General features: G+C 70.9%; 14 protein-coding genes. 3 read left to right on the forward strand and 11 right to left on the reverse strand.

The genetic code is table 11. The annotated features are described in order from the left end of the window. Positions 1 to 6: 6 nt before the first annotated feature. The 8 genes from OG344_RS29865 to OG344_RS29900 form a co-directional block, all read right to left on the reverse strand. A complete protein-coding gene (locus OG344_RS29865; RefSeq protein ID WP_405085935.1) occupies positions 7 to 1,242 on the reverse strand; it encodes an RNA-guided endonuclease InsQ/TnpB family protein in 1,236 nt (411 codons plus the stop codon). A gap of 52 nt (positions 1,243 to 1,294) precedes the next feature. Then, positions 1,295 to 1,648: a hypothetical protein gene (locus OG344_RS29870; RefSeq protein ID WP_405085936.1), complete on the reverse strand. Its 354-nt coding sequence runs from the start codon at positions 1,646 to 1,648 to the stop codon at positions 1,295 to 1,297. 92 nt (positions 1,649 to 1,740) lie between these two features. Beyond that, a complete protein-coding gene (locus OG344_RS29875) occupies positions 1,741 to 2,922 on the reverse strand; it encodes a sensor histidine kinase (RefSeq protein ID WP_405085937.1) in 1,182 nt (393 codons plus the stop codon). Between the two features lie 45 nt (positions 2,923 to 2,967). Next, positions 2,968 to 3,573 carry a hypothetical protein gene (locus OG344_RS29880; RefSeq protein ID WP_405085938.1) on the reverse strand — a complete coding sequence of 202 codons (606 nt, stop codon included), beginning with the start codon at positions 3,571 to 3,573 and terminating at the stop codon, positions 2,968 to 2,970. Next, positions 3,566 to 3,988 (reverse strand): HIT family protein, encoded by a 423-nt coding sequence (locus tag OG344_RS29885; protein WP_405085939.1) that lies wholly within the window; start codon positions 3,986 to 3,988, stop codon positions 3,566 to 3,568. Before OG344_RS29885 ends, OG344_RS29880 begins: the two co-directional genes overlap by 8 nt. A gap of 105 nt (positions 3,989 to 4,093) precedes the next feature. Further along, a complete protein-coding gene (locus tag OG344_RS29890; protein ID WP_405085940.1) occupies positions 4,094 to 4,615 on the reverse strand; it encodes a phospholipase in 522 nt (173 codons plus the stop codon). 651 nt (positions 4,616 to 5,266) lie between these two features. Then, positions 5,267 to 6,301 carry a DUF3618 domain-containing protein gene (locus OG344_RS29895; RefSeq protein WP_405085941.1) on the reverse strand — a complete coding sequence of 345 codons (1,035 nt, stop codon included), beginning with the start codon at positions 6,299 to 6,301 and terminating at the stop codon, positions 5,267 to 5,269. After that, entirely contained in the window at positions 6,298 to 6,696 is a 399-nt protein-coding gene (locus OG344_RS29900) for a phage holin family protein (protein ID WP_117409578.1), read from the reverse strand. Before OG344_RS29900 ends, OG344_RS29895 begins: the two co-directional genes overlap by 4 nt. Positions 6,697 to 7,061: 365 nt before the next feature. On the opposite strand from OG344_RS29900, the gene OG344_RS29905 reads away from it, so the two are divergent. The 3 genes from OG344_RS29905 to OG344_RS29915 all read left to right on the forward strand — a co-directional run bounded on the left by OG344_RS29905 (position 7,062) and on the right by OG344_RS29915 (position 12,643). Further along, positions 7,062 to 9,557: a glycoside hydrolase family 48 protein gene (locus OG344_RS29905; RefSeq protein WP_405085942.1), complete on the forward strand. Its 2,496-nt coding sequence runs from the start codon at positions 7,062 to 7,064 to the stop codon at positions 9,555 to 9,557. Positions 9,558 to 9,683: 126 nt separating this feature from the next. Then, positions 9,684 to 12,077: a glycoside hydrolase family 9 protein gene (locus tag OG344_RS29910; RefSeq protein ID WP_405085943.1), complete on the forward strand. Its 2,394-nt coding sequence runs from the start codon at positions 9,684 to 9,686 to the stop codon at positions 12,075 to 12,077. Between the two features lie 131 nt (positions 12,078 to 12,208). Then, positions 12,209 to 12,643, forward strand: a complete 435-nt coding sequence (locus tag OG344_RS29915; protein ID WP_405085944.1) for a cellulose binding domain-containing protein — start codon at positions 12,209 to 12,211, stop codon at positions 12,641 to 12,643. A 122-nt stretch (positions 12,644 to 12,765) separates the two neighbouring features. On the opposite strand, the gene OG344_RS29920 is transcribed toward OG344_RS29915, so the two are convergent. From OG344_RS29920 to OG344_RS29930, 3 genes are all read right to left on the reverse strand, one after another. After that, positions 12,766 to 13,029 carry a hypothetical protein gene (locus OG344_RS29920; RefSeq protein ID WP_327046564.1) on the reverse strand — a complete coding sequence of 88 codons (264 nt, stop codon included), beginning with the start codon at positions 13,027 to 13,029 and terminating at the stop codon, positions 12,766 to 12,768. A gap of 129 nt (positions 13,030 to 13,158) precedes the next feature. Beyond that, positions 13,159 to 14,721 (reverse strand): sensor histidine kinase, encoded by a 1,563-nt coding sequence (locus tag OG344_RS29925; protein ID WP_405085945.1) that lies wholly within the window; start codon positions 14,719 to 14,721, stop codon positions 13,159 to 13,161. Next, on the reverse strand, positions 14,718 to 15,446 hold the full coding sequence (locus OG344_RS29930; protein WP_405085946.1) for a response regulator transcription factor: 729 nt from the start codon (positions 15,444 to 15,446) through the stop codon (positions 14,718 to 14,720). Before OG344_RS29930 ends, OG344_RS29925 begins: the two co-directional genes overlap by 4 nt. Positions 15,447 to 15,501: the final 55 nt, after the last annotated feature.

Here is a 15,501-nt window from a genome sequence, read left to right on the forward strand (position 1 = left end):
TCGCGGTCAGGCGGCGTGCGGGGGTTGACGCTTCGCGGACCGGGCAGCCCCGAGGTCTCCACGTCCTGACACCGCGGTTCCTGCGGCGTTGCGTATGTTGATCGCGGCGTTGGTGTCGGCGTGCCCGGCCCACCCGCACGCGGGATTCACGCACGAGAACCGGGTGCCGTCCCTGGAAGCTGGGTCACGGTGCCCGCACCGGTGGCAGGTCTGTGACGTGCCCGGGGCGGGAACCTTCACCACCAGCCCACCGCGATCACGGGTCTTGTACTCCAGCAGGGTGATCGTACGGCCCCACGCCTGCCCGGTGATGGCGCGGTTCAGCCCGGCCTTCTGCCGCACGTTCCGGCCGGGGTGTTCGATCGTGCCGGTCGCGGAGCGGACCATGTTCGTGATCGTCAGGTCTTCCACCACGACCACGCCGAAGGCGCGCGCGAGTTCGGTGGTGGTCTGGTGCTGCCAGTCGACGGCCCGGCGCTTGGCTGTCGCGCGGAGCCGGGCGATCCGGTCATAGGTGCGGGCCAGCCGTCTGGACGCGGGCCGGCCGGGAGAGCGAGCGCGGCGCTGGCGGGCGGACGTCTTCTCCAGCCGGCGCAGGCGTTCCTTCTCGCCGTCGCGCAACCAGGGCCCGTGCTCGCGCATCGTGCCGTCCGACAACGCCAGGGCGACGGTGACCCCCCGGTCGACCCCGACCCGCCCGCCGGGGTGGGCGGCCGGGGCAGGCACCTGGCGTTCGGTCCGGAACACGATCTGCCAGCCGTCGGCTTCTTTGACCAGCCGGGCTCCGGTGATCCGCCCGGCCGGGCCGCCCCTAGTGACGCCGGGAAGATCCATCGTCCAGCGGAACCGCACCCGCCCGACCTTGGGCAGGCTGACCGCACCCCACCGCCGGTTCACCCGCGTGATGTTCAGGTCGCGGGCCTGCGGCACATCCACCGCCGGCCGGGTCCGCGACCGGCTCTTGAACGTGGGCCGCCCGGCGGGATGGGCGGGGTTGAAGAAGTTCGCCCACGCCTGCCGGTAGGTTCTCAGCACCGCCTGGGCCGCCTGGGCGGGCAGCCGCCCCATCCAGTCGATCTCCCGGCGGGCCTGCCGGATCGCAGTGTCGCACTCCTTCACCGTCGGAAACCGGCCCTGCCGGAAGGTGCAGTACTCGTGCAGTAGGTTCCACAGCGCGCGGGCCGTGTGCGCCTGATCGTCCAGCACCGCCACCTGGGCCGTGCTGAGATCGAGTCGCGCCACATGCGCACGCGCCTGCCTGGCCACCTCCACACCCGGATCGCATCCCCCGGGTTTACGCCACCGTGACGGAATCCACACCCTGAGTGACCCCAATCCATGAGCTGACCTGTTCACGGGCGGAGGGCCAGGGCACGCTCGCGCCCTGGCGGGCACTCCCGCGTGGGCCTTCACCCCCGGCGTGAACACCGGAGCACTGGCCCACAGGTCGGTAGACCTGGCGCTTGGTGATCACGTCGCGCGTGATCGCGTCCTTACCCGTGATCTCGGTGGCGATCAGGATGTCGTGCCCCTTGAGCAGGTCGTAGCCACCCTCGGCCAGCTTGCCCGGCACGGTGACGAGATCGGGGCTGCGGTAGCCCGGCAGCGGGCCCGGGACGTCGACGTCGACCGGCCCGATGGTGATCAAATCCAGTCCCGCGGACCCCGGCGTGGTGTTCCGGGATCCGTACGGTGACCTTGGCGCGGGCGTCATCGCCGGTCTCCGCCGCAGTTGCCGTGTCAGTGGACGGAGACGCCGGGGTGGTATTTGGGGATGCGTACGGTGACCTTGGTGCCCGCGCCGGGGCCGGTCTCCACGACCAGGCCGTACTCGTCGCCGTAGACCTGGCGCAGCCGCTCGTCGACGTTGGCCACACCGATGCCGCCCGCCCCCGAGCGGTCCTCCCCGGCCAGCACGCGCCGCAGCCGCTCGGGGTCCATGCCGACGCCGTCGTCCTCGACGGTGATGCCGCACTCGGCGCCGGCGTCCTCGGCGACGATCGTGATCCGGCCGGCGCCGGGCTTCGCCTCAAGGCCGTGCCGTACGGCGTTCTCCACCAGCGGCTGCAGGCACAGGAACGGCACCGCCACCGGCAGCACCTCCGGGGCGATGCGCAAGGTCACCCGGAGCTGGTCGCCGAACCGGGCCCGCTCCAGGGTGAGGTAGCGGTCGATGGACCGCAGCTCCTCGGCCAGCGTCGTGAAGTCGCCGTGCCGCCGGAAGGAGTATCGGGTGAAGTCGGCGAACTCCAGCAGCAGCTCCCTGGCCTGCTCGGGGTCGCTGCGGACGAACGACGCGATCGTGGTCAGCGAGTTGTAGATGAAGTGCGGGGATATCTGCGCCCGCAGCGCCCGCACCTCGGCCTCCATCAGCATCGTCCGGGACCGGTCGAGCTCGGCCAGCTCAAGCTGGGAGTCGACCCAGCGCGCGACCTCCTGCGCCGCCCGCACCAGACCGGCCGAGGCGTGGTCGCCGTACGCCGCGAGCGAGCCGACCACCCGGTCGTCGGTGGTGAGCGGGACGACCACGGCGTGCCGGACGGGACACTCGGGCAGCGCGCAGGCGAGCGCCCGCACCTGGGTGCGGCCGTCCTTCAGCGTCTCCGCGGCGTGCTCGAACGCGTCGGCGGCGTGGTGGTCTCCCACGCCGTCGTACACGAGCAGTTCCTCGCCGTTGGTGATGGCGATGGCCGGGGAGCCGAGCAGCTCGCGCAGGTGCCGCGACGCCTTGAGCGCGCCGGCCTGGGTGAGCCCGGCCCGCAGCGGCGGGGCGGCCAGCGACGCGGTGTGCAGCGTCTCGAACGTCGCCCGCTCCGCGGGGCTGCTGCCGAGGTCGCGCCGGCCGCGCAGGACCCGCCAGAGCACGACGGCCGGCACGCTGACGAGGACGGCGACGACGAGCGCCGTGACGACCGGTTCCACGCCGCCGCAGCCTACCCCCAGTCCGCCGGGCGCCCGCTCGCGCGGCTACTCGGCGCTCTCGTACATCTCCCGGCACTGCTCCGTACTCATGTCACCGGGGGCGCACAACCGTACGTCCAGGGCCAAGTCGACGGTGCGCCGGCGGCCCGCCGACGTGTAGAGGACGCGAACGCCTTCGGCGTGCGCGGTGCCGTCACCGGTCTTCCCGTACTGCAGGCCGAGCTCCGTGCCGAGGGACTGCCCGTTCTTCGCGCAGATCGTGGTGACGGCGGAACCGCGGGCCGGGAAGCCGAGCTCGGTCAGCGGCCGCTCGGAGTTGCCGAGCATGGGGTGGTCACCTCGCCGCCGGAACGAGAACGCCTGCAGAACGATGCCGCCGGCCGGGTTGATCAGGTCGATCCTGTCGATGACGGCCGCACCGGGCCCGTCCACGCACATGACCCAGCCGCCCAGCGAATAGGGCCGGTGGGCGACGACGTCGGGAAGCACGACGCCGATCGCGACCTCGTCATCGGTGTAGGGGGAGTTGCTCAGATATAGACGTGGGCCGTCGGCCACGCTTCCGGTCGTCGTGACCACGACCACGACGGCCGCCAGGATCAGGCGGACGAGGCCGCGCATGGACACCATCCCGTCTGACATCTCACTCACCGGCGTCCAGTGCGGCGCGGATGCGGGCGGCGTAGTCCGCGATCTCGGTGTCGCCGTCGTACTTCACCCGGGGCCAGAAGAAGCCGCGCAGGCCGTCCTTGCGGTTGCGCGGCACGACGTGAACGTGCAGGTGGGGGACGCTCTGGCTGATCCGGTTGTTCATCGCGACGAACGTGCCGGCCGCGCCGGTGCCCACTTCGACCGCCCGCGTGACGGCCCGGACCCGGGCGAAGAACGGCCCGACCTCCTCCGGCGGCAGGTCCGGGAGGGTCTCGACGTGGCCGCGCGGGACGACGAGCACGTGCCCCTTGAACACCGGGCGGGCGTCGAGGAAGGCGGCGGCGACCTCGTCGTCCAGCACCACCCGCGCGGGCCGCTCCCCCGCCACGATCTCACAGAACACGCAGCCGTCCACGGCACCATTCTGGATCAACCTCCGGGGGATGCCGCGCGAAGGCCGGGCATCCGCCGCCGTCTCGACGCGGCCGGCGTACGGCGGATGCCCGGCACCGCGAGAAAATCACTCCTGGGCGTTCTTCGCGGCCTGCTGGGCGTCCTTCCGGACCCGCTCGATCTGCGCCTGCGTGACGTTCAGCGCGCCGAACTGCTTGACCGCCTGGTAGTAGGTCCAGGCGAGGCCGTCGCAGGTGCTCTTGCTGACGCCGGAGTATCCCGCGCAGACCTGCTTCATGTCGAAGTAGAACGCGTCGTCCACATGCGACTTGTTGCCGGAGAACTGGTTCACGGCCTTGTAGTTGCGGTAGCCGAAGTCGTGCCTGCGGCAGGGCATCCTGAAGTCGAACCCGAGCGGCTGGTCGGGGCTGCTGGAGCACAGGTCCGTCGACCAGTCGAAGGCGTAGTCGGCCCAGGCCGGCTGATTCTGCCAGGCCGAGCGCCAACTGGCGGCGCTTGAGGCCGTGGCCTGGGTGAAGGTGGACAGTGCCGCGAGCTTCTGTTCGAGGCTCACGGCGTGTGCGGGGAGAGGCGACGCGAGCAACGCGGCGAAGGACAGGGCGGCGGCGGTGAGGGCGCGTTTGACCATGGGCTCTGCCTTTGGGTGGGGGGTGCTCTCACGGCAGGGATCTGCCACCGCCCAACAATGAGCCCATGTATTCGGAAATTCTCGCGCCAGACCAGATCGAGATCACGGCGCACGTTCGTGAACAATCGCTCTTTACAGCAATAACGCGTTCTTGTAAGTGAATCCTGCCTTCATTGGAGCCTTTCCCTCGTCGCCGGGGCGCGAGGGAAGGCGCTCCTCAGCGGGGGACGTCTCCCCGACGTCAGGCCGGACAGGCCCGGCAGTGGGCGCCACCGCGCGGAGCGGCGGCGCCCACTGCCGGCCGAGCGACCGTATCCCGGCCTGTCGCACCCCGGCGACGGCGGCCTTTGTACGGACGCGCGTCGTCAGCCCGTGCGGGACTCGCTCAAACCCTCTTCCCGGGGCGGGCTCCTTGGGGGATCCCGGGGATCGACGTACGGCTCCGCGGGGGACCCCCGTCGGCGATCCCGCGCCCGCGCTGGAGCACCACAACGTGCGCACCGGACGCCATGGCGTCCACACCCATGTTGGTGTTCGTGACGGCGGTCCGGCTCTAGCCCTCCTTGGACTCCCTGGCCGTGCGCTTGGCGACCCCGATCCAGTCGCGTCGCGACAGCCTCTCCAGCGGCCCCTGCTCGTTTTCGGGGCCGGTCATCGGTGGGCGAACCTCCGGGTGAACGTGCCGTTGTGCTTCGCGGCCGGGAACATCCCGACGCCGCGCGTCGTACGGCTCCCGCCGAACACGCCCTTACCGAACATGCCCTTACCGGACGCGCCCTTGCCGAACATGCCCTTACCGGACGCGCCCTTACCGAACATGCCCTTACCGGACGCGCCCTTACCGAACATGCCCTTACCAGACGCGCCCTTGCCGAACATGGCCTTTCCGCCGAAGACACCGCTGCGGCCGAACATGCCCTTGCCGCCGAACATGCCCTTCCCGAACACGCCCATGCCGGGCGTCCCCAGGCGGAACATCGCCGGGCGGCCGCGCATGCGGGTCTTGCCGTACACGCGGATCCGCGCCGGCAGGCCGGCCTTCGCGGAGAGGCTCCGCTTGGCCATCCCACCCCGCCTGCCCGGCCCGCCCGCCCGGCTCAGGGAGATCGGCAGGCCGAGCCCGGTGGTCTTCGCCGTGCGGCCCCCGCCCCGGGTGACCCGCCGCAGCAGCAGCACCGCACCCCCGGCGGCGACGACGGCGCCGGCTGCCCCGGCCAGCAGACCCGGACGGTTCCTGACCTGCTCCCCGGCCCGGCCGGCCGCCTCGCGTACGTGCGGCGGCGCGGCCTCGCGCACCCGCCCGGCCGCGCCGGTGGCCCTGGCCCGCACCGCGGTCATGGTCGCGTGCACGTGCTCCTGGGCCCGCCCCTTGATGTCGGCTTTCGCGGCCAAGGCCTCGATCGTGTCACCGAGGTCGTCACGGGTGCGCTCGATGTCCCGGCGCACCTCCGAGATCTCGTCGTGGCCCCTCTCGTGCTCGCCGCCTCTCTTCCCCGTCTCGGTCTCCGTGTGCCCCGACACCCCCCACGCCGTGTCCCGCGCCGCGGCGACGGGCTCCGGGCCGGGCCTGGCCTGCCGTACGGCGTTGAGCGACTCGCTCTCGGTGACCGGCTCTGACACGTCCTGTCTGTGCACTCCCATGGTCCCGGCGTTGGGCCGGGCCGCACCCGGGTCGGTCTCGGTCATCTGCGCGCACTCTCCTTCATGACGTCGATGTCTGCCTTGAGGCTGCGCATCGCCTCGTCGGGAGTGGGCGGCGCCGCCCGGGACATCTGCTCCTTGCCCACCAGGGCGAGCAGCCCGGCGATCGCCAGCAGCGCGGCGCCCACGATCAGCGCGGCGGCCCAGGCCGGCAGGATCAACGCGAGCGCCAGGATCGCCGTGGCCACAAGGGCACCCCCGCCGAGCAACGCGACGACGCCGGCGGCGCCGAGCAGGCCGGCGCCCATTCCGGCGCGCTTGCCCTTGCGAGTCATCTCCAGCCGCGCCAGTCGCAGTTCGTCGCGGATCAGCCGGGAGACGTCCTCGGACAACCGGCGGACGAGATCGCCTGTGGACGGCGACTCCTTCTGGATGGTCATGGCCTGCCTCCCTTCCAGGTTGGGAAGCGCCTACCCGCAGCCAAGAGCCCTAACCACCGCCGTCCCCGGGGTGAACGGAGAGGCCGGAACAGATGAAAGTTTCAGTTCCACACGCACACGTTTTTTGTCACAGGCGGGCAAAAGGCCAGCAAGGGGCCTCGGCTCACCGCACCGCACGGTTACAGCGTGAGGCGCCCGCAACGCGTCATTGACATACGGGGGGCCTAATCCACAATCCTGAGGTGGGAGCGCTCCCATCGTACCGGTTCAGATCCACCCCTGCCCGCGTCGGCTGTCGAATCCGCTACCTGGCGTTTCTTCATCCGATGCTTCCCACCCCTATTCCTTTTGGAGACCCCCCGCAAATGCGAACGAGAGCTCTTAGCACGGGAGCGCTCCCACGATCGCGGAGACGGATCGCCCTGCTGGCGGCCGCCACCGTATCCGGTGGCCTCCTCGTCGGGCTGGCGCAGACGCCTGCGTCCGCCGCCGTGGCCTGCGATGTCCAATACGCGCTCAACTCCTGGGGTTCGGGCTCCGGCGGTTTCACCGCCAGCCTCGACATCAAGAACCTGGGCGACCCGATCAGCAGCTGGACGCTGAAGTTCACCTTCCCCAACGGGCAGAAGCTCGACAACGGCTGGTCGGCCAACTGGAGCCAGAGCGGCACCACCGTCACGGGCACGAGCATGTCCTGGAACGGCAGCCTCGGGACCGGCGCGACGACCAACGTCGGCTTCCAGGGAACGTGGAGCGGCAGCAACAACAAGCCCGCCTCGTTCTCCATCAACGGCGTGACCTGCGGGGCGGTCCAGAGCCCGAGCCCGTCGGCGTCGCCGTCCCGGTCCCCCTCGCCGAGTCCGTCCGCGAGCCCCTCGCGGTCGCCCTCGCCGAGCCCCTCCGCGAGCCCGTCCGCGAGCCCCTCCGCGAGCCCGTCGGCGTCGCCGTCGGCGAGCCCCAGCACCGGGCCGGACAACCAGTACGTCAAGAACTTCCTCACGATGTACAACAAGATCCACGACCCGGCCAACGGGTACTTCTCGCCGCAGGGCGTGCCGTACCACTCGGTCGAGACGCTGCTCGTGGAGGCGCCGGACCAGGGCCACGAGACGACGTCCGAGGCCTACAGCTACTACCTGTGGCTGGAGGCGATGTACGGCAAGGTCACCGGCGACTGGACGAAGTTCAACACCGCGTGGCAGTCGATGGAGAAGTACATCATCCCGGCGCGCACCGACCAGCCGACCAACGACAAGTACGACCCCAGCAAGCCGGCGACGTACGCGGGTGAGTGGAACAACATCAACCAGTACCCGTCCAAGCTCGACAGCGGCGTCAGCGTCGGCTCCGACCCGATCGCGAACGAGCTCAAGAGCGCGTACGGCACCTCCGACATCTACGGCATGCACTGGCTGCTGGACGTCGACAACGTCTACGGCTTCGGCCGCTGCGGCGACGGCACCACCAAGCCAGCGTACATCAACACCTACCAGCGTGGCCCCGAGGAGTCGGTCTTCGAGACCATTCCGCAGCCGTCGTGCGACACCTTCGCCTTCGGCGGCAAGAACGGGTTCCTCGACCTGTTCACGGGTGACGCGTCGTACGCGAAGCAGTGGAAGTACACCAACGCGCCGGACGCCGACGCCCGCGCCGTCCAGGCCGCCTACTGGGCGCTGACCTGGGCGACCGAGCAGGGCAAGCAGTCGCAGATCTCCACCTCCGTCTCGAACGCGGCGAAGATGGGCGACTACCTGCGCTACGCGATGTACGACAAGTACTTCAAGCAGCCGAACTGCACCAGCACTTCCTGCCCGGCGGGCACCGGCAAGAACGCGTCGAACTACCTGCTGTCCTGGTACTACGCCTGGGGCGGCGCGACCGACACGTCGGCCGGCTGGGCGTGGCGCATCGGCTCCAGCCACAACCACGGCGGCTACCAGAACCCGATGGCGGCCTGGGCGCTGTCGAGCGTTAACGCGCTGAAGCCCAAGGGCTCGACCGCGGTCACCGACTGGTCGACCAGCCTCACCCGGCAGCTCCAGTTCTACAAGTGGCTGCAGTCGGCCGAGGGCGCCATCGGCGGTGGCGCGACCAACAGCTGGGAGGGCCACTACGCGGCCCCGCCGTCGGGCCTGCCGAAGTTCTTCGGCATGGCCTACGACTGGGAGCCGGTCTACCACGACCCGCCGTCCAACCAGTGGTTCGGCTTCCAGGCCTGGAGCATGGAGCGTGTGGCGGAGCTCTACTACGCCACCGGCAACGCCGACGCCAAGTCGGTGCTCGACAAGTGGGTCACCTGGGCGCTGTCCGGCACCACGGTGAACTCCGACGGCACCTACCGGATCCCCTCGACGCTGCGGTGGACCGGCCAGCCGGACTCCAGCTTCAGCGGCACAGGGATGCCGGCGGCCAACACCGGCCTGCACGTGACCATCCAGGACTACACCGACGACATCGGCGTGGCCGGTTCGTATGCCAAGGTCCTGATGTTCTACGCGGCCAAGGCGAACCATGCACAGGCGAAGGCCGCGGCCAAGGCCATCCTTGACGGCATCTGGAAGAACAACCAGGACGCCAAGGGCGTGTCGATTCCGGAGACCCGGAACGACTACAGCCGCCTCGCCGACCCGATCTACGTCCCGTCCGGCTGGACCGGCAAGATGCCGAACGGCGACCCGATCAACAGCAGCTCGACCTTCATCTCCATCCGGTCCTGGTACAAGAACGACCCGGACTGGTCGAAGGTCCAGTCGTTCCTGAACGGCGGCTCCGCGCCGGTCTTCCGCTACCACCGCTTCTGGGCGCAGACCGACGTGGCCACCGCGCTCGGACAGTACGGCCTGCTCTTCCCGAATGGCTGAGCACGCCGTGTAGACCGGGGTGCGGTGTCGCCTGACCCTTCACCGCACCCCCAGTAAGCCGGGGCGCGGCGGCGCCTGACCCGCCGCCGCGCCACCGATCCCCCCACCTATGCGAGGCACATCTCCATGCGGCGTACGTTCCCGGCTCTGGCGGCGCTGATCATCTCCTCGGCGGTCGTCCCAGCCGCCGTCCCCTCCACCGCCGCGGCGGCCCCGGCGTACAACTACGCGGAGGCCCTGCAGAAGTCGATGTTCTTCTACGAGGCCCAGCAGTCCGGCAAGCTGCCGTCCACCAACCGCGTCTCCTGGCGCGGCGACTCGGCCCTGAACGACGGCAAGGACGTCGGCCTCGACCTGACCGGCGGCTGGTACGACGCGGGCGACCACGTCAAGTTCGGCCTGCCGATGGCGTTCAGCACGACGATGCTGGCCTGGGGCGCGGTCGACTACCGCGACGCCTACACCTCGTCCGGGCAGATCTCCTACCTGCTCAACAACCTGCGCTTCGTCAACGACTACTTCATCAAGGCCCACCCCTCCCCGAACGTCCTGTACGGGCAGGTCGGCAATGGCGGCGACGACCACAAGTGGTGGGGACCGGCCGAGGTGCTGCCGATGGCCCGGCCCTCCTACAAGATCGACGCCTCGTGCGGCGGCTCCGACCTGGCCGGCGAGACCGCCGCCGCGATGGCCGCCTCCTCGATGGTCTTCCGGCCCACCGACGCGGCGTACGCCGACAAGCTGCTGACGCACGCCAAGCAGCTCTACACCTTCGCCGACACCGTGCGGGGCAAGTACAGCGACTGCATCACCGACGCGGCCGGCTACTACAAGTCCTGGAGCGGGTACAACGACGAGCTGGTGTGGGGCGCGATCTGGCTCTACCGCGCCACCGGCGACTCCTCCTTCCTCGCGAAGGCCGAGTCGGCCTACTCCGGTCTCGGCACCGAGCCGCAGTCGACCACCAGGTCGTACAAGTGGACGATCGCCTGGGACGACAAGTCCTACGGCTGCTACGCGCTGCTCGCGAAGCTGACGGGCAAGCAGCAGTACGCCGACGACGCCAATCGCTGGCTCGACTGGTGGACGGTCGGCGTCAACGGGCAGAAGGTCGCCTACTCCCCCGGCGGCGAGGCCGTGCTCGACCAGTGGGGGTCGCTGCGCTACGCGGCCAACACCGCCTTCGTCGCGCTCGTCTACAGCGACTGGCTGACCGACGCGACCCGCAAGGCGCGCTACCACGACTTCGCCGTCCGCCAGATCAACTACGCGCTTGGCGACAACCCACGCAAGTCGTCGTACATGGTGGACTTCGGCGCGAACCCGCCGCGCAACCCGCACCACCGGACCGCGCACGGCTCCTGGTCCGACAACCTCAACGAGCCGGCGCAGAGCCGCCACATCCTTTACGGCGCGCTCGTCGGCGGCCCGACGTCGGCCAACGACGCCTACACCGACAGCCGCAGCGACTACACGATGAACGAGGTCGCCACCGACTACAACGCCGGTTTCACCAGCGCGCTGGTCCGGCTGGTCAAGGAGTACGGCGGCACGCCGCTGGCCGGCTTCCCCGGCACGGAGACCCCGGACGGACCGGAGATCTACCTCCAGGCGTCGGTCAACGCCACGGGCTCGACCTTCACCGAGATCAAGGCGCTCGTCGTCAACCACTCGGCCTGGCCCGCGCGGGCGCTGAGCGACGGGTCGTTCCGCTACTACTTCACCCTCGACGGCGACACCACGCCCGGCCAGATCACGCTGAGCTCGGCGTACACCCAGTGCAAGCAGCCGACCGGCCCGACGCAGTTCTCCGGGAGGATCTACTACGTCACGATCGACTGCTCGGGGCAGGTCGTCGCCCCGCAGGGGCAGTCGCAGTCGCGGCGCGAGGTCCAGTTCCGGATCGCCAGCTCGGGCACGTGGGACCCGTCGAACGACTGGTCGTACAAGGGCGTCGCGACGACGCCGGGGTCCACGCCGGTGACCGTGGAGAACATCACGCTGTACTCGGGCTCGAACAAGATCTGGGGCAACGCGCCCGGCACTGAGCAGTCCCCGTCGCCGAGCCCGTCCACCAGCCCGTCCACCAGCCCGTCCGCCAGCCCCTCCCCCTCGCCGAGCCCGTCGGCCTCTCCGTCGCCCAGCCCCTCGCCCAGCCCCTCGGCGAGCCCGTCCGCCAGCCCCTCCGCCAGCCCGTCGGCGAGCCCGTCGCAGCAGGGCAAGGCCTGCGCCGCGACATACACGATCACGAGCTCGTGGCAGGGCGGCTTCCAGGCGGACGTCACCGTGAAGAGCTCCGGCACCACGGCGATCACCGGCTGGACGGTGGGCTGGACGCTGCCGAGCGGCCAGAGCATCACCCAGCTGTGGAGCGGCACGCTCAGCCAGAGCGGGTCGACCGTCACGGTGAAGAACCTGTCCTGGAACGGCTCGCTGACCCCCGGCGCCACCACGAGCTTCGGCTTCACCGGCAACGGCAACGCCTCCGTCCCGTCCCCCGTCACCTGCACACCCGCGTAGCCCCGTCCCGGGCTCGCCCCTGTTCGCCCGCCTTCCCCAGTCGGACCCCTCTCTGGGGAAGGCGGGCATCCACCTTTCTCCTGGCACGCCGGCACCACCCATACGGACATCACCGAGGAAAGGAAGGCTCGATGTTCAGGACGACAATCGCCGCGGCGGCGCTGGCCCTGGCCTCCGCGGGGACCGTGACCGCCACCGTGACCGCCACCGTGGCGGCCACGGCCGCTCCGGCAGCCGCCGACTCGATCGGCTGCACGGCGAGCTACGTGATCACCAGTGTGTGGGGTGGTTCGCAGAGCCACGGCGCGCTCGTGCAGGTGACCGTGCGCAACAGCGGGTCGTCGGCCATCAAGGGCTGGCGCGTGTCGTGGCGTTACACCGACGGCACCGTCGTCAACCAGGTCGGCGGAGCCGTGTCACTTCCGGTGATCGGCCTGCCGGGCATCTACGCGTTCGGCAACGAGAGCTACAACGGCGCCCTCCCGATGGGCGGCTCGGCCGTCTTCAGCCTCCTGACCAGCGGGGGCGGCGGCGCCGCCCCCTCCGTCACCTGCACACCCTCGTGACCGGCGCCTGAAGGCGTCGGTCACACGACGATCCCCCGGGAGTCCTCCTCCCGGGGGATCGTCGTCATGTGCCGGGCCGTGCGGCACGGCAGGCGCGGTTCACCAAGCTTCGCCGGACTCGTTCACCAGGCTTCCGGCGGCAGGTCCACGTCGCCGACCCGGTCGTAGATGACGGTCTCGTCCGCAAGCCTGACGACCACCACACGGCGGGCCAGCCCCGCTCTCTCCAGCGCCTTCGCGGACTCCACCGCGTTCTTCGCATAGTGGTAGCGGTCACGGCTACCGGTGTACGGGCTCTCCCTGTCGCACCTGACCTCGTAGCGGTCGTCAGGCCAGGGATGGGCGAGCCCGTCCAGGTTGCGGCGCTCGATAGCGGTCGCGGTCATTGCACACCTCTCTAATGGCGGGGGCCCCGCGCAGAAAGACCCCCCTGCCCCCCACTCAGCCAAGTATTCCTCATATGCAACATATGTTTCAGGCCACCCCCTCGAATGGGGGTTCGGGTCAGCAGGGTGTCACGCGGAGGGCAGGCTCGGCAGGATCACCCGGAAGACGGTGCGGCCGGGGCGGCTCTCGACGTCGACCGTTCCTCCATGGGCGGCCACGACCGCCCGGACGATCGCGAGCCCGAGGCCGCTGCCGCCGGAGGCGCGCGAGCGCGCCTTGTCGGCGCGGACGAAGCGTTCGAAGACCTCGCCCTGGAGGTCCGCGGGGATACCCGGGCCGTCGTCGGTCACGGTCAGCTCGGCCCGTCCGGAACCGGAGCCGGGCCCGCCCGGCTTCCCTTCACGTGCCGCACTCTCACGCAGCGCCTCCTCACGCGCGGCCACCTCACGCGCGGCCTCCTCACGCAGCGCCACGGTGACGGTCGTGCCGGGCGGGGTGTGTGCGCGGGCGTTGCTCAGAAGATTGACGACCACCTGGTGCAGCCGGTCGGGGTCGCCGGGGACCAGGACGGGCTCCTCGGGCAGGTCCAGCCGCCAGCGGTGGCCGGGAGCGTAGACGCGGGCGTCGCCGGTGGCGTCGATCGCCATCCGGGTCAGGTCCACCTCCTTCCGGGCGAGCGGCCGGCCCGCGTCGAGCCGGGTCAGCAGCAGCAGGTCGTCGACCAGCGTGCCCATGCGGGACGACTCCGCGTCGGCGCGCTCCAGAGCGTGCCGCACGTTCGGGGGCACCTCCGCGGGGTCGCGCCGGGCGAGCTGGACGTGGGCGCGGACGGTCGCGAGCGGGGTGCGCAGTTCGTGGCTGGCGTCGGCGGCGAAGGTGCGCATGCGTTCCTCGCTGGCGTGACGGTGGGCGAGCGCCTGCCCGACGTGGCCGAGCATGCGGTTGAAGGCCTGCCCCACCTGCCCGATCTCCGTACGGGGGTCCTCATCGGGCACCCGGTCGGGCAGCGCCACCTCGCCGTCCGACAGCGGCAGGCGGGCGACGCGCCGGGCGGTGGCCGCGACCCGGTCCAGCGGGCGCAGCGAGAGCCGCACCCACACGGCCCCGGCGACGCCGGTCACGAGCACGATGACGGCGAACACCGCGATCTCCGCCAGTTGCAGACGACGGACCGTGGTGTGCACGTCCGCCAGCGGCAGGCCGGTGAGGAGGACGGCCCCGCCGGAGCTCCGCACGGCCATCAGGCGGTACCGCCCGAGCCGCGACAGGGCCAGGGTGTGCCCGGCGCCGTCGGGCGGCACGGAGGCCAGCGCCCTCTCGTCGGCCGCCGGCAGGGACGGGTCGGCCTGGCCCACCACGGCGGGCGTGCCCGCCCGGCCGTTCACGACGCGGACGCCGAGGGTGCCGGGCGCCTGCCCGCGGGTGTCCCCGCGCTCGTCGCCGAACGGGCTCCGCCCGGCGTCCCCGCGGGGGTGTTCCTCGCGCTCCTCGTGCTCCAGGCTGGCCGCGTACCGGCCGGCCTGCATGCCGAGCTGCTGGTCCACCTGGTCCACCATGAAGCGTTCGAGCAGCAGGGAGGACGCGGCGCCCGCCGCCGCGCAGGCCAGCACGAGCAGCACCAGCGTCCCGGCGACCAGCCGGGCGCGCAGCGTGCGCGGCGGCCGCACCCGCATCCTCACCTTCACCCTCACGGCTTGAGGACGTATCCGACGCCCCGCACGGTGTGGATCAGCGCCGGCCGGCCCGCGTCGATCTTCTTGCGGAGATAGCTGATGTACAGCTCGACCACGTGCGCCTGCCCGCCGAAGTCGTACGACCAGACCCGGTCGAGGATCTGCGCCTTGCTGAGCACCCGCCGGGGATTGCGCATGAGGAAGCGCAGCAGCTCGAACTCGGTCGGGGTGAGGTCGACGAGCTCCCCGCCCCGGGTCACCTCGCGGGCGTCCTCGTCCATCACGAGGTCGCCGACCGTCAGCCGGTCGCCCTCGGCCGTGCGCGCCATCCCCGCGCGGCGCAGCAGCCCGCGCAGCCGGGCGAGCACCTCCTCCAGGCTGAACGGCTTGGTCACGTAGTCGTCCCCGCCCGCGGTGATCCCCGCGATGCGGTCCTCGACGGAGTCGCGGGCGGTGAGGAACAGCACGCAGACGTCCGGGACCTCCGTGCGGAGGCGGCGCAGCACCTCCAGCCCGTCGAAGTCGGGCAGCATCACGTCCAGCAGCACCGCGTCCGGCAGGAACTCGCGGGCGGTGCGCACCGCCGACGCGCCGTCGCCGGCGGTGCGCACGTCCCACCCCTCGTATTTCAGGACAGCGCCCAGGACCTCGACGAGGTCGGGCTCGTCGTCGACCACGAGGACGCGCACGGGCGTCCCGTCGGGGCGGACCAGCTCAGGCAGGCCGTTCGAAGTCGTACGCATGATGATGCCAGGGTCCTCCCCTCCGCTCCGGCGCTTCCTCTGAGAACGCTCTGAA

Origin of the sequence: Microbispora sp. NBC_01389 (genome assembly GCF_045040095.1) — a bacterium.
In the GTDB taxonomy this organism is placed as follows: Bacteria; Actinomycetota; Actinomycetes; order Streptosporangiales; family Streptosporangiaceae; genus Microbispora.